At 69.9% G+C, this 21,196-nt stretch carries 20 protein-coding genes; 16 read left to right on the forward strand and 4 right to left on the reverse strand.

The window, feature by feature from the left end; translation table 11 throughout:
- Positions 1 to 68 precede the first annotated feature (68 nt).
- The 8 genes from EDD92_RS43630 to EDD92_RS52590 all read left to right on the forward strand — a co-directional run bounded on the left by EDD92_RS43630 (position 69) and on the right by EDD92_RS52590 (position 8,014).
- Positions 69 to 1,349: an NAD(P)/FAD-dependent oxidoreductase gene (locus tag EDD92_RS43630; RefSeq protein ID WP_123969380.1), complete on the forward strand. Its 1,281-nt coding sequence runs from the start codon at positions 69 to 71 to the stop codon at positions 1,347 to 1,349.
- A 148-nt stretch (positions 1,350 to 1,497) separates the two neighbouring features.
- Positions 1,498 to 3,168, forward strand: coding sequence for an MFS transporter (locus EDD92_RS43635; protein WP_260327169.1), 1,671 nt, complete (start codon positions 1,498 to 1,500; stop codon positions 3,166 to 3,168).
- The gene (locus tag EDD92_RS43640) at positions 3,155 to 4,036 is read left to right on the forward strand and encodes a fumarylacetoacetate hydrolase family protein (protein WP_123969382.1); all 882 of its coding nucleotides are present in this window, start codon (positions 3,155 to 3,157) and stop codon (positions 4,034 to 4,036) included. Before EDD92_RS43635 ends, EDD92_RS43640 begins: the two co-directional genes overlap by 14 nt.
- A gap of 2 nt (positions 4,037 to 4,038) precedes the next feature.
- Positions 4,039 to 4,971, forward strand: a complete 933-nt coding sequence (locus EDD92_RS43645; RefSeq protein ID WP_123969383.1) for an alpha/beta hydrolase — start codon at positions 4,039 to 4,041, stop codon at positions 4,969 to 4,971.
- Positions 4,968 to 6,248 carry an amidohydrolase family protein gene (locus EDD92_RS43650; RefSeq protein ID WP_099933275.1) on the forward strand — a complete coding sequence of 427 codons (1,281 nt, stop codon included), beginning with the start codon at positions 4,968 to 4,970 and terminating at the stop codon, positions 6,246 to 6,248. Before EDD92_RS43645 ends, EDD92_RS43650 begins: the two co-directional genes overlap by 4 nt.
- A 67-nt stretch (positions 6,249 to 6,315) precedes the next feature.
- Positions 6,316 to 6,720: a nuclear transport factor 2 family protein gene (locus EDD92_RS43655; protein WP_099933276.1), complete on the forward strand. Its 405-nt coding sequence runs from the start codon at positions 6,316 to 6,318 to the stop codon at positions 6,718 to 6,720.
- 82 nt (positions 6,721 to 6,802) lie between these two features.
- Positions 6,803 to 7,594, forward strand: coding sequence for a GntR family transcriptional regulator (locus EDD92_RS43660; protein ID WP_099933277.1), 792 nt, complete (start codon positions 6,803 to 6,805; stop codon positions 7,592 to 7,594).
- A 138-nt stretch (positions 7,595 to 7,732) separates the two neighbouring features.
- On the forward strand, positions 7,733 to 8,014 hold the full coding sequence (locus tag EDD92_RS52590) for a hypothetical protein (protein ID WP_123969384.1): 282 nt from the start codon (positions 7,733 to 7,735) through the stop codon (positions 8,012 to 8,014).
- A 573-nt stretch (positions 8,015 to 8,587) separates the two neighbouring features.
- On the opposite strand, the gene EDD92_RS43670 is transcribed toward EDD92_RS52590, so the two are convergent.
- Positions 8,588 to 10,954: a SpoIIE family protein phosphatase gene (locus EDD92_RS43670; RefSeq protein ID WP_123969385.1), complete on the reverse strand. Its 2,367-nt coding sequence runs from the start codon at positions 10,952 to 10,954 to the stop codon at positions 8,588 to 8,590.
- A gap of 254 nt (positions 10,955 to 11,208) precedes the next feature.
- Here EDD92_RS43670 and EDD92_RS43675 point away from each other — a divergent pair, with 254 nt between their 5' ends.
- The 8 genes from EDD92_RS43675 (at position 11,209) to EDD92_RS43710 (ending at position 17,757) form a co-directional block, all read left to right on the forward strand.
- Positions 11,209 to 12,192 (forward strand): zinc-binding dehydrogenase, encoded by a 984-nt coding sequence (locus EDD92_RS43675; RefSeq protein ID WP_123969386.1) that lies wholly within the window; start codon positions 11,209 to 11,211, stop codon positions 12,190 to 12,192.
- A 12-nt stretch (positions 12,193 to 12,204) separates the two neighbouring features.
- The gene (locus EDD92_RS43680) at positions 12,205 to 13,143 is read left to right on the forward strand and encodes a 3-carboxyethylcatechol 2,3-dioxygenase (RefSeq protein ID WP_123969387.1); all 939 of its coding nucleotides are present in this window, start codon (positions 12,205 to 12,207) and stop codon (positions 13,141 to 13,143) included.
- 5 nt (positions 13,144 to 13,148) lie between these two features.
- Positions 13,149 to 13,946 (forward strand): 2-keto-4-pentenoate hydratase, encoded by a 798-nt coding sequence (locus EDD92_RS43685; protein WP_123969388.1) that lies wholly within the window; start codon positions 13,149 to 13,151, stop codon positions 13,944 to 13,946.
- Positions 13,943 to 14,917, forward strand: a complete 975-nt coding sequence (locus EDD92_RS43690) for an acetaldehyde dehydrogenase (acetylating) (protein ID WP_123969389.1) — start codon at positions 13,943 to 13,945, stop codon at positions 14,915 to 14,917. The genes EDD92_RS43685 and EDD92_RS43690 overlap by 4 nt, the downstream gene beginning before the upstream one ends.
- A complete protein-coding gene (gene dmpG, locus EDD92_RS43695; protein WP_123969390.1) occupies positions 14,914 to 15,942 on the forward strand; it encodes a 4-hydroxy-2-oxovalerate aldolase in 1,029 nt (342 codons plus the stop codon). Before EDD92_RS43690 ends, dmpG begins: the two co-directional genes overlap by 4 nt.
- 21 nt (positions 15,943 to 15,963) lie before the next feature.
- Complete coding sequence (locus EDD92_RS43700; RefSeq protein ID WP_123969391.1) at positions 15,964 to 16,878, forward strand: alpha/beta hydrolase; 915 nt, start codon at positions 15,964 to 15,966, stop codon at positions 16,876 to 16,878.
- Between the two features lie 244 nt (positions 16,879 to 17,122).
- Complete coding sequence (locus tag EDD92_RS43705) at positions 17,123 to 17,488, forward strand: hypothetical protein (protein WP_123969392.1); 366 nt, start codon at positions 17,123 to 17,125, stop codon at positions 17,486 to 17,488.
- Entirely contained in the window at positions 17,485 to 17,757 is a 273-nt protein-coding gene (locus tag EDD92_RS43710; RefSeq protein ID WP_123969393.1) for a hypothetical protein, read from the forward strand. The genes EDD92_RS43705 and EDD92_RS43710 overlap by 4 nt, the downstream gene beginning before the upstream one ends.
- A gap of 504 nt (positions 17,758 to 18,261) precedes the next feature.
- On the opposite strand, the gene EDD92_RS43715 is transcribed toward EDD92_RS43710, so the two are convergent.
- From EDD92_RS43715 to EDD92_RS43725, 3 genes are read right to left on the reverse strand one after another with little or no spacing between them, the layout of a single operon-like run.
- Positions 18,262 to 18,855, reverse strand: a complete 594-nt coding sequence (locus tag EDD92_RS43715) for a TetR/AcrR family transcriptional regulator (protein WP_123969394.1) — start codon at positions 18,853 to 18,855, stop codon at positions 18,262 to 18,264.
- A 29-nt stretch (positions 18,856 to 18,884) separates the two neighbouring features.
- Positions 18,885 to 19,973 carry a lipopolysaccharide assembly protein LapB gene (locus tag EDD92_RS43720; RefSeq protein ID WP_123969395.1) on the reverse strand — a complete coding sequence of 363 codons (1,089 nt, stop codon included), beginning with the start codon at positions 19,971 to 19,973 and terminating at the stop codon, positions 18,885 to 18,887.
- Positions 19,970 to 21,142: a DUF4331 family protein gene (locus EDD92_RS43725; protein WP_123969396.1), complete on the reverse strand. Its 1,173-nt coding sequence runs from the start codon at positions 21,140 to 21,142 to the stop codon at positions 19,970 to 19,972. The genes EDD92_RS43720 and EDD92_RS43725 overlap by 4 nt, the downstream gene beginning before the upstream one ends.
- Positions 21,143 to 21,196: the final 54 nt, after the last annotated feature.

The raw sequence follows: 21,196 nt of genomic DNA on the forward strand, positions 1-21,196 counted from the left end.
CCTCCCCGTTGTTGCCCTGCGTGCGTAATCGATGGCCAAACTCTATGGACTTTGGTTTCTAAGGCTATATGATCCACCTCACGTACTACGAGGAGGTGGACGTGAGCACTGCACCCGGGAAGGGAACCGCGGGTTACGCGGCTAAGTCATTGCACGTGCTGATCGTCGGCGGCGGCATCGGAGGGCTCTGCCTGGCGCAGGGTCTGCGCAAAAGCGGCGTCAGCTGCGCCGTCTACGAGAGCGCGCCGGAGGTCGTGCGCAGCGGCTACCGCCTGCACATGAACAGCGACGGCGGCCGGGCCCTGCAGCAGTGTCTGCCCGAGCCCTTGTATGAGCTGTACGCGCAGACCTCGACGGCCACCCCGCGGCGAGCGCTCATGGTTCACTTCGACCGCCTGGGCAACGAAGTGGGCACGCGCCCTCACCTGGATCCGCCCAATGACCCCGTTCGCCCCCACACAGCGGTCAACCGGCGCACTCTGCGGCAGATCATGATGGTCGGCCTGAAGGACGTTCTGCACCTCGGCCGCACCGCTACCGGGTTCACGGCCGATGGCGACGGCGTGCGGCTGCTGCTCGCAGACGGTTCGTCCGTGACCGGGGATGTCCTCGTCGCCGCGGACGGCATCAACTCCGTCATCCGACGACAGCTTCTGCCTGACGTGCCGGTTGTGGACAGCGGGCTCCGCGGCCTCTATGCGCTCGCGCCGTTGACCGACGAGATGGTGGCGACCTTGCCTGCCGGTCTCTTTGACGGGTTCGCCATGATCTCCGACCCGAAGGGAACCCTGCTGGTCTGCGGCGCGTACCGGCCCCGGCGGCCGATCGCCGAGGCGGTCGCCGATCTCGCACCCGGCGCCGAGATCGACCCGGTCGGCCCCTATCTCATGACGGGCCTGTTCACCCCGCCCGGCAGCGATGTGTTCCCCGGGGACGCGGAGCTCTGGAGCGCGAGCGCGGATGCACGGCACAACGTCATGCGGGCGGTCGTCGACGACTGGCATCCGGTCATGTCAGGGCTGGTGGAGCGGGCCGATCCGGCGACGATCATTCCAGTGACGGTACGTCACCTGGAGCAGGCCGAGCCGTGGCCGGCCTCGCGGGTCACCCTGCTCGGCGACGCCATCCACGCCATGCCGCCCGCCTACGGTACCGGTGGCAACCTCGCGTTGCGGGATGCCGCGTCCCTGGCCCGGGCCCTGACCCAGGCGGCTCGCGGACAGGTGCCGCTGCTGGAGGCGATCGGCGCGTACGAAGCGGAAATGGGCGCCGAGGTGTTCCCCATCCTCAGGGCGGCGTCCGATCCCCGGGCCAGCACCGTGCCGGAGTTCCTGCCCGACCTTCAGTGACGCGACAGCGCCCCGCGGGCGACAACCCGGACTGACTGTGTCCGAAGCGAAGCAAGAGGACTGTCCCCTTTCGCATCTGCATACCCTGACAATGGAGTCAAGCATGTCCGTCCCTGATAGGAGCGCAGCCCCGGCTTCGGCCGGAGGGATGCGCACAGCCACGCTCATCGCGGTTTGCGTCGGCGTGTGCCTGGCCCAGCTCGCCATCGCCATGCCCGCCACCCTGAGCGGAGCATTGCAGCAGAACCTCCACTTGACGGGATCCCAGGTCACCTGGGTCACCGACGTCTTGCTGCTTCCGATCACGGTGCTCGAGCTGACCTTCGGCGTGCTCGGCGACCTGTTCGGCCGCAAGCGCCTGCTGACGGGCGGCGCCGCTCTGCTGGCGGTCGGCGAGTTGATCTCGGCGCTCGCCCACGATTCCATCCCGCTGCTGGCCGGGCAGCTTCTGTCGGGCATCGCCGCGGCCGCGATCTTCCCCAGCACGCTCGCCATGGTGGCAGCCGGAACAAGCACCCTGCGAGAGCGCGCGCGAGGGATCGCGGTGTGGGGCGCGGCCATGGCCATCGGCGGCGGCCTCGCTCCTCTTCTCGGCGGGCTCACCGCGACCTACGGGTCGCTGCCGTTGTCGTTCTACTCCGTGGCGGCGCTCGCGGTGATCGGCGTGATCATCTCTCGCTTCGCCCAGGACTCGAACGCGCCGCAGGGACGCTCGCTCGACTGGGCCGGCCAGGTCACCATCGTGATCGGGCTGTCCGCGTTGCTCTACGGCGTAATCCAGGGCCCGAGCGACGGCTGGTCCTCACCTCGAGTGGTCACCGCATTCGTGACGGCAGCCGTGTTCCTGGTGCTCTTCCTGTTCGCCGAGTCCAGGGTGCGGTCGCCGTTGCTCCAGCTCGGGCTTTTCCGTAACCGCGACTTCGCGGCGGTGTCGGTCGTCGGGGTGGTCGGCATGTTCTCCTTCCTCGGCTTCGCGTACGCAACGAGCTTCCGTCTGGGTGTGATCCAGCACCTCAGCCCGATCCTCCTGGCCGTTCCGTTCCTGGCAGCCAACGGCGTCATGGTGGTGCAAGCCCCGGTCACCGCGCGCTTGCTGGAGCGAGCCAGGCCGCGCGTCGTTCTTTGCAGCGGCGCGCTTCTCATCGCCGTCGGGGCGTTCTGGATGGCGGCCCTGAGTATCACCAACCGGTCGGTGGTTGCGGTCTTGGCGCCACAGATCATCGTGGGCGTCGGCGCTGCGCTGTTGATCGCCTCGATCAGCGCGGTCGCGGTGAACAGCGTGCCGGCGCACCTGGCGGGCATGGCCAGCGGGGCGATCAGCATGCTGCGGGACCTCGGTCTCACGCTGGGACCGGCGATCGTCGGCGCGGTCGCGCTCAGCCGCGCGTCTTCGCTGTTCGGCAGGCACCTGGAGGATTCCGCTCTGCCTCCCGGGCTCAAGGCCGCCGCCGGAGCGGTCGCCCAGGCCGGCGGTCCGCTTGCCGTGAATTCGGTGCCGCCGAACAGTCCCCCCGGCCAGGCCGCACCCATCGCCATGGCAGCGCTCGGTTCCGGCTACTCCCTCGGCTTCGCGGTGTGCGGCGTGGCGGCCGTGATCGCCGGCTTGCTCGCCGTGGTGACACTGCGCGGTGCGAGCCGGGTGGCGGGCGCGGACCTCCCGTCGCGTGCCGAGACGGCGGTCGGGCCGGCCGGGCGGGAGGCGGGAGCCACCGGTTCAGTGGACATCCCGTCGCCTGCCGAGACGTCGGTCGGGCCGGCCGGGCAGGAGGCGGGAGCCACCGGTTCACGGGAAAGGGACGTGGCCAGTGAAGGTCGCTAATATCGAGCACCGCGCGCACCTGGTCGAGGGCGGCCTCTGCTTCGATATCGCACAGGCGAGCGATGGCCGTTTCCCTGCTGACCCCCAGGCGGTTTTCGCCCGGTGGCAGGAAGTCTCGGACTGGGCCGCGGGAAGCAGCCTTGGCAACGGCCGGCCTTACCGGGCAAGCGAACTGCTGCCGCCAGTGCCGCGGCCGCGGCAGATCTTCGCCATCGGTCTCAATTACCTTGAGCATGCGGCCGAAGCCAGGGTGGAGCCTCCGCGTGAGCCGATGGTCTTCACCAAGTTCGTCACCAGTCTCGCCGGTCCCCGGGGCACTGTCGCGCTGCCGTCCGCCGCGGTGGACTGGGAGGTGGAGCTCGTCGTTGTCATCGGCCGGGCCGCCTGGCAGATCGAGGCCGAAGACGGCTGGAAGTACGTGGCCGGGCTCACGATCGGACAGGACCTGTCTGACCGCACGCGCCAGTTCGCGGGCTCCCAGCCGCAGTTCAGCCTGAGCAAGTCCTCTCCCGGGTTCAGCCCGATCGGGCCGTATGTGGCCGACGTCCGCGAGGTTCCCGACCCGGACGACCTGGCGATCGAGTGCTCGGTCAACGGCGAGGTGATGCAGCGGGACCGGACGGCGTCGATGCTTTTCAGCGTCGGGGAGATCATGGCCAGGCTGTCGCGGATCCTCCCGCTGCTGGAGGGGGACATCATCTTCACCGGAACGCCGGCAGGGGTGGCAATCGGTCGCACGCCGCAGCGCTACCTACGTGCGGGCGACCGGCTCGCCAGCCGGATCGAGGGCCTGGGCGAGATGCTCCACGACATGACCGGTGCCGCGACCGCGGCGCGGGAACACGGCACGCAGCCGGGGAGGAACTGACCATGCTCAGTCCAGCGCTGCTCGCACAGCTGCGGCAGGCGGTCCAGCCGGATCCCGCCAAACAGCCCCTTCCGGCACCACAGCTACTGCATCCGGGTACCCGCTCCTACAGCGACATCGAGTTCGCGGCGTGGGAGGGCTATCGGCCCCTTCTGATGGACGTGCACCTTCCCGCGACAGCGGGCCCGGCCGGCCTTGTCGTCTACGTGCACGGGGGCGGCTGGATGAGAGGGTCACGGCGGCGCTTCCCGTTCGCCGTCTCCACGTTCACCGAGGCCGGCCTGGCGCTGGCGTGCATCGACTACCGGCTCAGCGCCGAGGCGATCTTCCCCGCCCAGCTGAGGGACGTCTACGCCGCCCTGAGCTGGCTGGCCGCCCGGGGGAGCGAGCTTGGCCTGGACACCTCCAGCGTGCTGCTCTGGGGTGAGTCGGCCGGGGCTCATCTCGCCGCGCTGGCCGGCCTTGGCGCTCGGGATGCTGCCGGGGAACCGCATGCCGCGGCCACGGAACCGCGGCCGGCGGTCGCGGGCGTCGTGGACTGGTTCGGGCCGGCCGACCTTCCGGCGATGTGCGACCCGGCCGACCCGCACCTGCGCGAGGCTCAGCTGATCGGCGGCCCGATCGGCGAGCGCCTGGCCGAGGCGCGCGCGGCGAGCCCGGTCAGCCACGTCGGGCCGGACGCGCCGCCGTTCCTGATCATGCACGGCACCGCGGACTCACTGGTACCCGTCACGCAGAGCCAGGCGCTGGCCGCGGCACTGACCCGGGCAGGAGCCGAGGTCGAGCTCATCACCGTGCCCGGCGCCGAGCACGGATGGCTCGGCATGGACGACACCGCACCGCTCGTCGCGTCCGTGCGGAATTTCGCAGAAAAGCGCCTCGGCGCTTCCCGGTGCCGCACTGCGGACCGAGCAATTGAGGAGCAGGGAAAATGACAACTGTCTTTATCAACGCGAGGATCTTCGACGGCGCCGGGGGCGAGCCTTTCGGCGGGGAGGTGCGCGTGGAGGGCGACCGGGTCACACAGGTCGCCGCCGGTTCGGGCCAGGTGAACCGGGAGGGCGCCGAGGTCGTCGACGCGGCGGGCAAGACCCTGCTGCCCGGTCTCATCGAGGCGCACGCCCACCTGTCGTGGCCGTCGTCGGTGGACCGGCTGATCCCCACCATGGAACTCCCGGCGGAAGAACACCTGCTGGTCACCGCCCACAACGCCAAGACCCTGCTGGATGCCGGGTTCACCAGCGCGTACTCGGCCGGATCGCTCGGCGGCAGGTTCGAGATCGCGCTGCGCGCGGAGATCAACGGCGGCTGGCTGCCCGGTCCGCGGCTGCGCGCGTCATGTATCGAGCGCGCACCGGAAGGCGACGTCGCCGTGCCCGACGTACACGATCCGGACGACCACGGCCGCGGCCCGGAGGCGGTACGGGCATACGTCCGCAAATGGGCGGCCAACGGTGTCGATACGATCAAGTTCCTGCTGTCCAGCGACGACGCATTCGTGCCCGGCGGCTCCCATCAACTGCTGTACACCGACGAGGAGGTGAAAGCGGCCGGAGAGCAGGCCCGCGAGTCCGGTGTCTGGCTGGCCTGTCACGCGCACGCCGCCGCGTCGGTCAAGCAGGCGGTGCAGAACGGCTTCCGCGCCATCTACCACTGCACGCACGCCGACGAGGAGGCCCTGGACCTGCTCGAAGAAGCCAAGGACCGCGTCTTCGTCGCACCGGCGGTGGGAGTGGTCTACACCGGCGCTTACGAGGCAGCGCAGTTCGGCATGGACGCCACGGTCATTGCCGAGAAGGGCATGCTGGAAACGCTCGAACGGTGGAGTACGGTCATCCCCGAGATGCGGCGCCGCGGTATCCGGGTACTGCCCGGAGGCGACTACGGTTTTCCGTGGAACCCGAACGGAGCCAACGCCCGCGACCTGCAGTATTTCGTGGAACTGTACGGCTTCAGCCCTGCCGAAGCCCTGCGGGCAGCCACGATGTACGGCGGCCAGCTGATGGGCATGGGCGACGAACTCGGGCTGGTCCGCGAAGGCTACCTCGCCGACCTGCTGCTGGTGGACGGCGATCCGCTGCAGGACATCGGTATCCTGCGTGACCGCGACAGGATCACGCACATCATGCAGGGCGGCCGTTTCCACAAGCGCCCTCGGCGCGAGGAACTCGAATCCCTGCTCGCTCTGGAACACCAGAGCGTTCATGCCTGAGCATGGATCCACCGGCGTAATTCCTGATGTTGCTGGCATTAGAGTGGAAAGGTGCCCGGAGAAGTTCATGACCGCAACCACCGATGTCGCCGAGATCCTGACCCTGCGCCCCGAGGTGCCCGGCTGGCTCGTCGACCACTATGCCTTGGTCGACGCCGGCGATCTCGAGGGGTACAGCAAGGACTTCGCCGAGGACCTCACCCTGACGTTCGGTGCGCTTCCGCCGCTGCACGGTAAGGCGGCTGCGGTCCAGGCGCTGCGGGCCGCGCACGAGACGCACGCGATGCAGCACACCTTCCGCAACGTCTGGGATGCGCACGGCCACGTCATGATCCAATTCCAGGAGCGGTTCACATTCCCGGACGGCCGGGTCGAGACCGTGCCCACAATGGCGGTCATCCGGCACGACGCGCACGTCATCAGCAGTCTTCAGGTGTTCATCGACCGCGCGCCGTTCGTCACCGTACCGTGAGCGGAGTCACCATGAGCGCTAGCGTCGGCCGATTCCGCCGCCTCGGTGCCAGGGGCCGTCAACTCAATAGGCAGGATTGGACATGAGGGCTTTACAGGGCGAGGCGGATGACGCGGCCGAGCCGACCGCGGTGCGCCAGTCGCCATCCGGCGGCCCGGTGCATACGGGCGCAAACGTCTCGCAGGCCACCGCGGAAGTCGGGAACCGGCTCCGCACGATGATCCTGCAGGGTGCGCTTGAGCCCGGCTCGGTGCTGTCTCAGGTCGCGCTGGCCCGGCAGCTGGGCGTCAGTACCACGCCTGTCCGGGAAGCGATCCGGCTACTCGAGGCCGAGGGGCTGCTGATAACCGAGCGCAATCGCCGTGCGCGTGTCCCGCCGCTCGAGATTGAGGATCTTGACGCGGTCTACAGCAGCCGGGTGCTTCTGGAATCCACGGCGGTTGCCGTGACGACCCAGCGCATGACGAGTGCGGATCATGCGGCCCTGGCGGACAACGTGGCCAGGCTGGCAGCGGCGGTCGAGAACGACGACCTGCCGGCCTGGGATGCCGCCCACGTCGAGTTCCACCGTCGGATCGTGGCACTCACGAGCCCGTCGCAGGCGCAGATGATCGCGAGCCTGATGGACCGCGCCGAGCGCTACCGGCGGGTGTCCGTGCTGTCCTCGCAGCCTCGCGAGTGGGCGTCGCGGAACTCCGAGCACGAGAAGATCGCCGAAGCGATGGTGGCGCGGGATCCGGCGGCCGCAGCCGGGTGCCTGGCCCGGCACCTGGCCCGCACCGCCCTCGTGCTGACAGCCGACTTCGCGCCTGAGGCAGACGCGATCTGCACGCGGACCGCCTTGCAGATGGTCGGGTCATGGCAAGGTTCGTAACCGAGGACCACCGAACCTCCTGACACGATCCTCTATGGAGTTGCCTGCAGGCGGGCGTACCTTTCTGATCCGCGAAGGTGCGCTCCGCTTGTGTGGGTCTATGTCTGCTCCGGCTGGGTTCGGCGTGAGGTCGCTCGTATGGCGTCGCGCAGGTCGCGGTACTGGTCCGACCTGCGCGCCCGGCCGGTCTTCCACCACCAGCGCGACTCGATCGAAACCCACCTGACCGTCGTGTTCGCCGCCCTGGCCGTCAGCCGCCTGTTGCAGAACCGCACCGGCGTCACGATCAAGAAGCTCGTCCAAACCCTACGCGTCGCCCGCTCCGCCACGATCGACGTCAACGGACAACGCCTCACCCTCGACCCCGAACTCAGCCCTGCCGCCCGCGAGATCGTCGACCGGCTGCCCGGAGGTCACTAACCCGAGTGTCATGACTCAGGAGGCCGAAGTTCAGCTTGCCGAGGCGGTACGCACGCACGTTCTGCGGACTGTCTCGGTGCCGTCATGGTTGGCGCATTGACCCGACGGGCAAAAGGCCAGCTTGGGGGGGCGCCGACTCTCCTAGCCAGGCCGACCTGGCGTGGCATCAAACGTGGTGCGAGACGAAAGTCGGACGGGTGAACCCTGGCATGCCGAGGGATCGGCAGTGACGCCGAGGCCTGCCCATGATCGTTCTCGCGGGGATTCCCTGTATCTCAACTACTCACACCCGCTGACCTTCGGGTCGCAGACCTCGTCGGCCGGGAGGAACAGGATGCAGGCACACCCGCTCCTCACCTTGCATGCCTTCGGCGGGAAGTGCGGCACACACCGCTCAGGATCGGATTTCTGATGAGACCCCAGGGCGTGATCGCACCGTCCGTACGTCCGCACGAGCTTCGCCCCGCAACCGCTCGACCACCGTGTCCATAACGGGCCAACGAGCCGTTCGCTGACACGTCACGACCAACCGACATGTCATGTCGGCCTCAGGAACAGGCACTGACCACCGCCTCACCGCGTGGAGAGATGGAGAGGAGCAAGCTCGGCCCAGATGGTCTTGCCGGTGCGGGTGTAGCGCGTACCCCACCTTCGGGTGAGCTCGGCGACCATGAACAGGCCGCGGCCGCCCTCGTCGAACACCCGGGCCCGGCGGAGGTGCGGACTGGTGCTGCTGCCGTCGGAGACTTCGCAGATCAGTGCCTCGTCCTTGATCAGCCTGAGGCGGATCGGGCCGCTGGCGTACCGGATGGCGTTCGTCACCAGCTCGCTGATGACCAGTTCCGTGACGAACGCGGCTTCCTCCAGGCCCCATGCGACCAACCGGTCGCAGGCGCGGCGGCGGGTCTCGGCGACGACCGCGGGATCGACGGGAACGTCCCAGGAGGCGACGCGGTCCTCGCCGAAGAGACGGGTGCGGACCAGGAGCAGGGCGATGTCGTCGGTGCGCGCTTCGGGGCTCAGGGTGCCCAGGACGGTGTCGCACAGCGCTGCAAGCGAGGACGCGGGCCGGGCCAGAGTGTGGCGCAGGGCGTCGAGTCCCTCGTCGATGTCGCGATTGCCGGCCGAGAGGAGGCCGTCGGTGAACAGGGCGAGCAGGCTTCCTTCGGGCACGGTGACCTCGGCCGCCTCGAAGGGCAGGCTGCCCAGCCCCAGAGGCGGGCCGGCGGGCAGGTCGATGACCGTGCTGGTGCCGTCCGGGTGTACCAGAACCGGCGGGGGATGGCCGGCCCGGGCAAGGGAGCAGATGCCGGAGAGGGGGTCGTAGACCGCGTACAGGCAACCGGCTCCGATGGCGCCGGGGATCTCACCGGTGGCGACGGTGTCGTCCTCGGTGTAGGTGACGATGTCGTCGAGGTGGGTGAGGAGCTCGTCGGGCGGGAGGTCGATGTCGGCGAGGGTGCGCACCGCCGTACGAAGGCGGCCCATGGTGGCTGAGGCGTTGATCCCGTGGCCGACGACATCGCCGACGACCAGGCCGACGCGGGCGCCGGGCAGCGGGATCACGTCGTACCAATCGCCGCCCGCCTGCACGCCGCCGCCCGCAGGGAGATAACGGGAAGCCGTCTCCACGGCAGGGTGCGTGATCGGGCCGTGCGGCAGCAGGTTGCGTTGCAGCGCCAGCGAGATGCCGCGTTCGCGGGTGAACCGGCGGGCGTTGTCCAGGCAGACCGCGGCCCGCGCGACCAGGTCCTCAGTGACGGCCAGATCGTCAGGGCCGAACGGCTCGCGAGAGGAGCATCTGACGAACATGACTGCTCCGAGGGTGGTGCCACGGGCGCGGATGGGTACCGCGATCAGCGAATGCACTCCGCACGCGCGGGCCTGCGCCGCCTGGACAGGGTCGTCGGCGAACCAGCGGACGACCTGGGAGTCGTCGACGTGGTGCCGTGCCGCCCGGCCGCTGGCCAGACACCGGGCGATCGGCGAAGAAGCAACATGGTTGCTGATCTCGTCCGGGGCCGGATGCTCTGCGGACGTCGCGGACGCCGCCCTGTATGCCGCCCGGCGCAGCGGGACGGGACCGGACAGGACAGGTGCGGGCACATCGCCCTGGAAGACGGGGTCGAGCAGGTCCACGCTGACGAGGTCGGCGAAGCGGGGCACGGCGACCTCGGTGAGCTCGCGTGCGGTGCCCACCACGTCCAGGCTGGTGCCGATGCGGGTGCGGGCCTCGCTCACGAGGGCCAGCCGCTCCCGGGACTCGTACTGCTGGGAGTAGTCGTACGCCGACAGACCAGCCCCCTGCACCTGGCCGGCTTCGTCCGTGAGCGGGAAGATGTCGAGAGCCCATGGGTGCGCCCTCGGCTCGCCCGGAAGCCTCACGAAGAGCTCGCTGAATTCGGGCTTCCCGGTCTCAACAACCCGGCGGATCCGCTGCTCGACTTCCTCGTATGCGGGGCCCTGAAGGATCTCGGCCAGGAACCGGCCGCGGACGTCGTGCTCGGAGAGGCCCGTCGCCTGCTCCGTGGCCTCGTTGCCGAACAGTATGCGTCCCTCGCGGTCAAAGATCGAAAGGGCGAGGGGCTGCTCCTGGAACATCCATCGCTTGAGTGAGCACTCGTCCGGGGAGTCCGTCCCGGGTACGACCATCACCAGGCACCCGGTCGGCCGCTTGTCGGACGGCAGCGGATAGAGGCGCACCTGAGCATCCGACAGCCTGCCGTCCCGGTGCCTCAGCGCTGCCCAGTCAGCGGTGAACAGGTCGGCCAGAGGCTTGCCGAGGACCTCCTCGGGGGCATAGCCCCACAGCGTCTGGGCGCCGCTGCTCCAATGCGTCACCCGGCCGTCCGGGTCCGTGACCGCGATGGCCGCAGCCGTGCCGAGGAAGGCCCCTGTCGACGCCGGAGGGAGTCGGCCGGGCGGCTCGTCGGACGTCATTGTCGTGTCCTTGGTGGCCTTGTTGTCGTGCCCTGAGTGGCCTTGTCGCCGGACTTGCTGACCATGTTCACGATCCCCCTGAGGGTGGCAGGTTTCAAGCCGAGCGGCCACGCCGCGCGCTGGTCGGCGTGCCGGGCGTCCGAGGGGAGTGCAGGGGGCCGGGCACGGGCCGCCGTCCGGCAGGAGCCCGGACGTGTGCTGCACCGTGGCACACGGGCTAGGTCCTGCCTCCGGGTGCGGGTGAACGTGGCTGCGTGCTTGCAGCAACCGCCATCTCCCAGAGCGCCGCCGACCCGCTGTCCGGGCTGGTGCTGCGCGACGTACCGGTACCTCACCCGAAGCCCGGCTGGTCCCGGGTACGGGTCGTGGCCTCTTCCCTGAACATGCACGACCTGTGGACGCTGCGTGGCGTGGGCCATCCCCCGGAGCGCCTTCCCATCGTGCTCGGCTGCGACGCGGCCGGCTACGACGAGGACGGCAACGAGGTCATCGTGCATCCGGTGCTCGGCGACCCGGACGCGGGCCGGGGCGACGAGACGCTCGACCCGAACCGTGCGCTGCTGTCCGAACAGCACGACGGGGCCTTCGCCGAGTACCTGACCGTGCCCACCCGCAACCTGGTGCCGAAGCCCGCGTGGCTGTCCTTCGACGAGGCGGCCTGCCTGCCGGTCGCCTGGGGCACCGCCTACCGCATGCTCTTCACCCAGGCCCGGATCACCGCCGGCGACCGGGTGCTCGTACAGGGCGCGGGCGGCGGGGTCGCCTCCGCCGCCATCCGGCTCGCGGTGGCCGCCGGGGCCGTCGTCTACGCCACCAGCCGCAGCGAGGCCAAGCGTGCCGAGGCCCTCACCTGGGGGGTGCGCGCCGCGCTGGCCCCCGGTGAGCGGCTGCCCGAGCGGGTGGACGTCGTGATCGAGACGGTCGGCGAGGCGACCTGGTCCCATTCGCTGAAGTCGCTGCGGCGCGGCGGCACGGTCGTGATCGCGGGAGCGACGAGCGGCGCCAACCCGCCCGCGGACCTGGCCCGCATCTTCTACCTCCAGGGACGTGTCCTCGGCTCCACCGGCTGCACCCGTGGCGAGCTCGTCGCACTGCTCCGGCTGATGGAGGCCACCGGAGTCCGCCCCGTGATCGACCGCACCCTGCCCCTCACGGACATCCACAAGGGCTTCCAGCTCATGATCGACGGCGGTCTGACCGGGAAGCTCGTCATCCACCCGCCGGCCCCCCAGAGTTAAGGACCCTCTCCCATGACCGCAGCTGTCGTCGGGCTCTCGCACTCGCCCCTGATCGGCAGGAACGACCCCGAGCCCGAGGTTCTGGCCCGCGTCGACGAGGCCGTCGAGAGCGCCAGGGCCTTCGTCCGCCGCTTCGACCCGGAGCTCGTCGTCCTCTACGCGCCCGACCACTACAACGGCTTCTTCTACAAGGAGATGCCCCCGTTCTGCCTGGCCACCGAGGCCCACGCGGTGGGCGACTTCGGTTCCCAGGACGGGCCGCTGTCGGTCGACACCGAGGCCGCCAGGACGCTGTCCAAGGGGGTGCTCGACCGCGGCATCGACCTCACCGTCTCGGCCCGGATGACCGTGGACCACGGCTTCGCGCAGCCCCTGGAGGTGCTCTTCGGCGGTATCGACCGCGTGCCGGTGGTGCCCGTCTTCGTCAACGGCGTGGCGACCCCGCTCGGCCCGGTCAGCCGTATCCGCGCTCTCGGCACCGCGGTCGGTCAGGCCGCGGCCGCCCTGGACAAGCGGGTGCTGTTCGTCGCCTCCGGCGGTCTGTCCCACGACCCGCCGGTGCCGGTGCTCGAGGGCGCACCGCCCCGGGTCGCCGACGCGCTCATCGAGGGAAACCCGCCCACCCCTCAGCAGCGTGCGAAGGGCGAGGAGCGTGTCGTCCAGGCCGGCCGCGACTACGCCGCCGGGTCGACGAAGATGATCCCGATCAACCCCGCCTGGGACAACCTCCTCCTCGACCACCTGGAGCGCGGCGACCTCGCGGAGTTCGACTCCTGGACCGTCGATGACATGGCCGCACAGGGCGGCGGCTCCGCCCACGAGGTCCGCACCTGGATCGCGGCGTACGCCTCCCTCGCGGCCACCGGCAAGTACGAGGTGACGTCTCGCTTCTACGAGGCCATCCCCGCCTGGATCGCCGGATTCGCTGTGACCACGGCGGAAGGGCGGTGACCGGCATGGCAGTCACACCCGTCGAGCTGGCGGGCGCCCGGCTCGCCGCCGCCTTCGCCGAGGGACGGCCGGTGGCCCCGGTACGCGATCTGCTCGGTACCCAGGACATCGACGCCGCGTACGCCGTACAGCAGGAACTCACCCGCAGCAGAGTGGACAGCGGTGCGGTCGTCGTCGGCCGCAAGATCGGCCTGACCTCCCCGGCCGTCCAGCGCCAACTCGGCGTCGACCAGCCCGACTTCGGGGTGCTCTTCGCCGACATGGACGTCTCCGCCGAGGCCGAGGTCCCCTCCGGCAGGCTGCTGCAGCCCAAGGCCGAGGCGGAGATCGCCTTCGTCCTCAAGGAGGACCTGGCCGACGGCGACCTGGACCCGGCGCAGGTGCGCGCTGCGGTCGACTACGCCGTCGCCGCGCTGGAGATCGTCGACAGCCGTATCGCCGACTGGGACATCTCCCTCACCGACACGGTCGCCGACAACGCTTCCAGCGGACTGTTCGTGCTGGCGGAACGCCGCCTCACCCTGGACGAGTTCGAGCCCCGCGAGACCGTGATGCGGCTGTACGCCGACGACGTCCTCGTCTCCGAGGGCAACGGCGCCGCCTGCCTCGGCGACCCCCTGAACGCGCTGGCCTGGCTCGCCCGGACGGCCCGTGACCTGGGTGACCCGTTGCGGGCCGGACAGGTCGTCCTCTCCGGCGCGCTGGGCCCGATGGTCCCGGCCCCGCCCGGCACCCGGATCCGCGCCGAGATCAGCTCGCTCGGCGAGGTCACCGCCGCATTCTCCGAGAAGAGGGACGCATGACTTCCCCCAAGACGTCAAAGACCAAGGTCGCCATCATCGGGTCGGGCAACATCGGCACCGACCTGATGATCAAGATCCTCCGCCTGTCGGACACGCTCGAAGTGGCCGCCATGGTGGGCATCGACCCGGAGTCCGACGGCCTCGCCCGCGCCGCCCGACTGAAGGTCCCGACGACCCACGAGGGCGTCGAGGGCCTGATCGCAATGCCGCACTTCGACGACATCGAGATCGTCTTCGACGCGACCTCGGCCAAGGCCCACCTGGCCAACGCCCACCGGCTCGCGCCCTTCGGAAAGCGGCTCATCGACCTCACCCCCGCCGCCATCGGCCCGTTCGTCGTCCCGCCCGTCAACCTCGACGAGCACCTGGAGGCCGGGGCGGACAACCTCAACATGGTCACCTGCGGCGGCCAGGCCACCATCCCCATGGTCGCGGCCGTCTCCGCCGTGACGCCGGTCCATTACGCCGAGATCGTGGCCTCCATCGCCTCGAAGTCGGCGGGCCCCGGCACCCGGGCCAACATCGACGAGTTCACCGAGACCACCTCCCACGCCATCGAGAACGTCGGCGGCGCGGCCCGCGGCAAGGCGATCATCGTCCTCAACCCTGCCGAACCCCCGCTGATCATGCGAGACACCGTCTTCTGCCTCATCGGGGACGCGGACCACGACGCCATCCGTGCCTCAGTCAAGGACATGGCGGCGCGGGTCGCGCAGTACGTGCCGGGCTACCGCCTCAAGCAGGAGGTGCAGTTCACCCCGATCGCGGAAGGCGAGCCCGTGCACACCCTGCTCCCCGAGGGCGCGGGCCCGGTGACCACCCGTGTCTCGGTGTTCCTCGAAGTCGAGGGCGCCGCCCACTACCTGCCCGCCTACGCCGGAAACCTCGACATCATGACCTCGGCCGCCCTGCGCACCGCCGAGTCGATCGCCCGGCACAGCACCACCGTCACCGCGGAGGCCAGCCGATGACTCACCAGCTCTACATCCAGGACGTGACCCTGCGGGACGGCATGCACGCCATCCGGCACCGCATCGATCCTGCCGACGTGGCCCGCATCGCGGCCGCCCTCGACGCGGCCGGCGTCGACGCCATCGAGGTCGCCCACGGCGACGGCTTGGCAGGCGGCTCCCTGAACTACGGCCCGGGCAGCCACACCGACTGGGAGTGGATCGAGGCCGCGGCGGACGCGATCGACAACGCCGTCCTCACCACGCTCCTTCTCCCCGGCATCGGCACAATCGCCGAACTGGAGCGCGCCCACGCCCTCGGTGTCCGTTCGGTGCGGATCGCCACGCACTGCACCGAGGCCGACATCTCGGCCCAGCACATCGCCAAGGCGCGAGAGCTGGGCATGGACGTCTCGGGCTTCCTGATGATGAGCCACATGGCCGAGGCGACCCAACTCGCCGCGCAGGCAAAGCTGATGGAGTCCTACGGCGCCCAGTGCGTCTACGTCACCGACTCCGGCGGCCGCCTCACCCTGGACGGCGTACGCGAACGGGTCCGCGCCTACCGCGACGTACTCGACGAGAGCACTCAGATCGGCATCCACGCGCACGAGAACCTCTCCCTATCGGTCGCCAACAGTGTCGTCGCCGTCGAGGAGGGCGTCACCCGCGTCGACGCCTCCCTGGCCGGACAAGGAGCGGGTGCCGGAAACTGCCCGATCGAGGCGTTCATCGCCGTGGCGAACATCCAGGGCTGGAAGCACGGCTGCGACCTGTTCGCCCTCCAGGACGCTGCCGACGACCTGGTCCGCCCTCTGCGCGACCGCCCCGTACAGGTCGACCGCGAGACGCTCACCCTCGGCTACGGCGGCGTCTACTCCTCCTTCCTGCGCCACGCGGAGATCGCCGCCGAGCGCTACGGCGTCGACGCCCGCACCCTTCTGCTGGAAGTCGGCCGGCGCGGCCTGGTGGGAGGCCAGGAGGACATGATCGTGGACATCGCACTCGACTTGATGTCCAACCGGGCTACCGGGCCCGTGAACTGACACACAGTAAGGAGGAAGCCCATGGGTGAACGTCTGCCCATACGGATCCCGATCGACGGAGACGAACTGGACGCCTGGTGGTACGCCCCCGAAGGCGTCGACGGACCCGCCCCCTGCGTCGTCCTGGCGCACGGTTTCGGCGGCATCAAGGAGATGCGGCTCGCAGCCTACGCCGAGCGGTTCGCCGCCGAGGGGCTCGGCGCCCTGGTCTTCGACTACCGGTCCTTCGGCGAGTCCAGCGGGCGTCCGCGCAACCTGCTCGAGATCAAGCGGCTGGTCGCCGACTATCACGCCGCCGTCTCCGCGGCGAGGTCCCGTCCTGAGGTCGACTCCAGGCGTGTCGCTGTGTGGGGCAGCTCCATGTCCGGCGGCACCGTGGTGCTGGTCGCCGCGGAGGACCCGAGCATCGCCGCAGTGGTGTCGCAGGCGCCCCTCGCCGACGGCCGGGCCGCGCTGGTGCACATGGTGAAGAGGTCGGCGACCCATGTGCTGGGCCTGGGCGTGGCGGGCGTCCGGGACGCCCTCGGGGCTCGCCTCGGCCGTGAGCCGTACACCGTGAAGGCCGTGGGCCGCCGCGGTGAGCAGGGCGCCGTGCTGGCCACTCCGGACGCCTACGAGGGAATGCTGCGCCTCCTTCCGGCGGAAGTGCCCTACGACAACGAGGTCAGCGCGCGCGTGATCCTGTCGCTGCCCTTCTTCCGCGCCGTCGCGGCCGCCCCCCGGCTCACCTGCCCCCTGCTGGTCCAGGTGATGGACCACGACGACCTCACGCCGCCGGGCCCCGCTGCCGCTCTCGCGGCCGCGGCTCCGCACGGCAAGCTGCTCGCCTACCCCGGCGGCCATTGGGACCCCTACGTCGGGGAGGGCTTCGACCAGGTGGTTCCCGACCAGATCGCCTTCCTCAAGCGGACTCTCGGGGCTCCAGCCGCTCGGTGACGGTGCGGCGCACCCTCACCGGCGCGCCGGCGGGGACCGCTCCCTCGCCGGCGCCGGTGTCGTACGCACGTCGGTGCGATCTGCCAGATCAAGTCGCCCTCGCGTCAGCACCGCGCACTGTCGGGACTGCCGCAGCGGCTGGCCACACTGGCTGATCCGCGGCACCGGCGCGGGAAGCGTCACCCGTTCGTGAGCGTGCTGCTGATCGCGTGCTCGGCCGTACTGGTCGGGCCCCTCGTTCGCCGTGATCGGCCAGTGGGCCAAGAACGCTCCGCAGGGGGCTCTCGCCCGGCTCGGTGCCCGCACCACCAGCGTGTTCGCCGTCCGCGTTGCGCCGAGCCCGGCGACCGTCCGCCGGATCATCAACACCACCTGTCCCGGCGGCCTGGCCGACCTGCTCGGCGCCGACCCGGCCGGGTCCGACACCCCGGCCGTGGACGGCAAGAGCACCCGCGGCTCGTGCAGCGGCGACAGCCCGGCCGCACATCTGCCGGCCGCTGTGACCTGTGCCATGACGGCCGTCACCCAGCTGCGAGTGCCGGACAAGACCAACGAAATCACCTGCTTCGCGGCCCCGTTAGAGCCCTACAACCTGACCGGCGTGAGGTGACCGCCGACGCCCTGCACACCCAGCGCGCACACGCCCACTTCCTCGTCGAGCAGAAGGACGCGCACTATGCCTTCCCCGTCAAGAAGAACCAGCCGATCCCTCATGCGCAGCTCAAGACACTGCCCTGGGACAAGGCGACGGCGAAGTTCTACGACCGGTCCAACGGCAACGGGCGGTTGGAGACCCGGACGGTACAGGTCCTGACGTCACCGCCCTCGGCATCGACTTCCCGCACGCCGCGCAGATCGTCCGCCACCGGACCTGCGTGAAGAGGGGCAGACGCACCCGCGAGAGGGTCTACTTGCTGACCGACCTCACCAGCCACCAGGCATCCCCCGAGCGTCTCGCGAAGATCGTGCGCTCGCAGTGGACCATCGAGAACCGGCTCCACTTCGTTAGCCCTCCACCCGAACGCAGGCTGCCGACTCTCGCTCCTCCAGCATTCCCAGCACCGATGCCACCGCGCCCCCCTCGACCATGCAGCGGACACAAGACGTCGCGATGCCTCCCTCAACCCAAGCGAAACCATGCCTGACCAGCAGGAATCAAGGGATCACGTTCGGTTGGGATACGGCTTCTGAGGATCGTGGGCTCGGTCGACGATCCAGACGCCTCGTCCCCGGTCGGCCAGGAAGGCCACGAGCGCGAGCAGGAGCGCGCCTCCTGTCACGGCTTGTGCGCCGACTGTCCCGAGGGGGCCGCCGGCGCACAGGACGACCGCCGCCCATTCCACGGGAGCGAGCCGTCAATGTAGTGGGGTCGAACCGGAATCGCTACGGCGCCCACGCCCGTAGTGCCGCATCCACCACCGCATCCACCGTGTCGTGACCGAGCCGGGCGCCCACAAGAAAACGCTGGTAGACGAGTGGGCCGACAGCCGTCATGGCGAACGTCTCGGCCGTGACGTCATCGCGCAGCCGCCCCCGGTTGACGGCCGCAGTGATGGCGGGCCGCAGGGCGTCCACAATCTGGGTCAGCAGTGTCTGTCGGAGGTGCTGCATCCCGTCGTCGTACTGTGCCCCGCCCAGTACGGCGGCGAGAACCGCCCCGGCCTGGGCGTCGTCGAGCCGCTCGCCGAGCTGGCGCAGGTAATGGACCAGCTCGGCGCGCGGCTCATCACCTGACGCCGCCCGCACGTCCTCGGGCGCCGGTGACAGGGGTGGCATACCAGCCTGCAGCGCCGCCAGACGGAGACCGAGCACGTCGGGCCAGTGGCGGTACACCGTGGCCCGGCCGACCCCGGCTCGGGTGGCAACCGCTTGGTGCGTGACGGCCTCCAGGCCGCCCTCGGTGAGCAGCGTGGTGGCCGCGGCCACCATGGCCTCGCGGCTGCGCACCTGGCGTGGATCGACTCGTTCCTCCTGCATGCGCCGCCCTTCGTGTGAGACAAGTTGCCTCACATGCTAGTCGCAGGGCTTCTTGATCCGGAGGCATCTGTCAGCCTGCCGCTAGCCTCGCGGGCGCGCCGGACCAGCGCGTACGAGCGGCTTGTCTGCCGCATGACCATGGTCTGCAGGGCGAGTTGGAGCCCTCGGTCGACATCACCTCCGACCATGAGCCAGAAGTCGGCGGCGTGGTCGGCATACGCCTCCGGGTGGCGCGTCACCAGTTCCTCGTAGCGTCTCGCTGCCCGGTCCCGCCACGGTTGGACCTCCTGGTGGCGGCCTGCCGCTCGCAGGGTAAGCGCGAGGTGGGCGATGTACTCGGGGTCGTCGCTCGTCTCCGCCAGCGGGCGCAGACGGGTCACAGCGGTCTCGGGGTCACCCAGGAGCAGGTCGACCTCGGCGAGATGGCCGGTCGCCGGTGCGTAGCCCGGCACGCGGCGCCGGGCCGCGTCGAACCAGGACCGAGCCGTGGGCAGGTCACCTTCGCGCAGCCACATCACCCCGCGGCGGAAGTCCAGTTGGGCGAGCGGGAAGGGCGAGACACCCCGGTAGGCGGCGCGCGCCTCGTCGAACACGTGCTCCGCCTCGGCGGTCTCGCCGCGTTCCGCCTGGAGCACGGCGAGAGCCGACAGCATCGTGAAGTCGGACTGGTGGAGGGCTGCGCTCCGCAGCAAGGAGTGGGCTTCGGTGTAGCAGCCGACCGCTTGCAGGATCGCCGCCCGTTCCGCGTCCAGAGTGGCCTGCGCCGCGCCGGCCCGGCGTGCCGCGTCGAGGTCGGCCATGGCCTCGGCGAACCGGTGCAGGGTCGCCCGGGTCCGGGCTCGGGCCAGCAGGGCGGCACGGTCGTCAGGTGCGTTCCACACCATGTGTTCGGAGAGCTGTGCGGCTTGCTCGTAGTCGGCGACGCGGCCCAGGAGGTGTCCGCGGAGTGTAACGAGGTCGACCAGGGCCGCTTGTTGTGCGACGGCGAGGGGTGCGGTGGAGTCTGCCCGGCGTACGGGTGCTGCCAGGCCGTCGATCTGGGCCGACAGGTTCACCAGGGCCAGGGTGCCGTCGGTCGTGACCGGTTCCTGGTCGGTCGGCTCGCGCCGGTTCTTCATGCCGCTTCCTCCTCCGGCTGCGGCGGGGCGAGCAGCGCGGTCATCACTGTCATGAGGTCCGGCGGGTCCGGGTTGGGGGCCACGAGGTATGGGAAGTCGTGTGTGGCCGGCCGGGTGGCCTGGTCGACGCCGTCGCTGATGCGCGGGCCGTCGACGCCGCCCACCAGGAGTGTGTAAAGGGTGTCCACGATGTCGTCGTTGGGCGCACGGCCACCGCAGGTGGTGTGCTCACGTCCGGCGAGCAGCGCGGTCTCGATCTCGAAGCAGCTGTCCTCGGCGAACGGCTTGGAGATGTCGACGACAAGGAAGTCAGCCAGGAGGAGTTCCGTCAGCGGGTGGGTGCCTTGGTCGTCCGGCGGCCAGACGAGCTCGCCGTCGAGGCGGTCGAAGAAGGCCAGGTTGGCGTCGAATCGCGCCCGGTAGGCCCCGGCGTAGTCCGGTCGCACAGCGAAGGCATCCTCCTCGTTGTAGAGGTCTCGGATCTCCAGGTCGCTGTTGACGGGGTCGAAGCTCTTGCTCGCCAGGACGACATTCTTGATCTCGGGGCCCATGCGTTCCAGCCGGACCGGGCGCCCGCCGGAGGTCACGGTCTCGCCGACGACGCCGAGCAGGGGGCCACAGTCCAGGCCGAACACCACTTCGGGGTCCACCTCGACGACGATGCTCAGCACGTTCATCCCTTCGAGGACGTTGTTCGCGCCGGGCCGGAAGGCCAGCTTCTGCGTGGCGTCGGCGGCCAGAACGCCTGCGAGGTCGATGAAGAACGGGTCGAGTCGTGGTCCGGCGAAGATCCTCAGCCCTTCGGCCTCGGCGGGTGTGTCGCCGCCGACCTGGAAGCGGACCTGCTCACCGCTGGGCGTCGTGCAGGTGCCTATCTGGACCGATTCGTCGCTGCCGGGGATCTGACCGGGCGTGGCGAAGGTGAAGTCGAGGCCGTACTCGGTGTCGCCGACAGTGAACGCGGCCCGATCTGTCGCCGGGGCGACCGGCCGGACCCGGAAGCGGTAGGTGATCGCGTCGGAGAACAGCGCGGTGGGAGCGGCGGCCGGAAACACGTCGAGGACGAGTACCAGGCAGCCGGGGCGGTCCGGGCTGGGGAAGGCGAAGACGTCGGCGACGTCGGACGCAGGGTCGAAGAGGATGCGCGGTCCGGAGAAGTGATCCGCCATCGGGAACTCCTTCGAGTGATGGGTGGGTCGAGGTGTACCACCTGTGAGACACGA

The organism is Streptomyces sp. TLI_185 (genome assembly GCF_003814765.1).
In the GTDB taxonomy this organism is placed as follows: Bacteria; Actinomycetota; Actinomycetes; order Streptomycetales; family Streptomycetaceae; genus Streptomyces.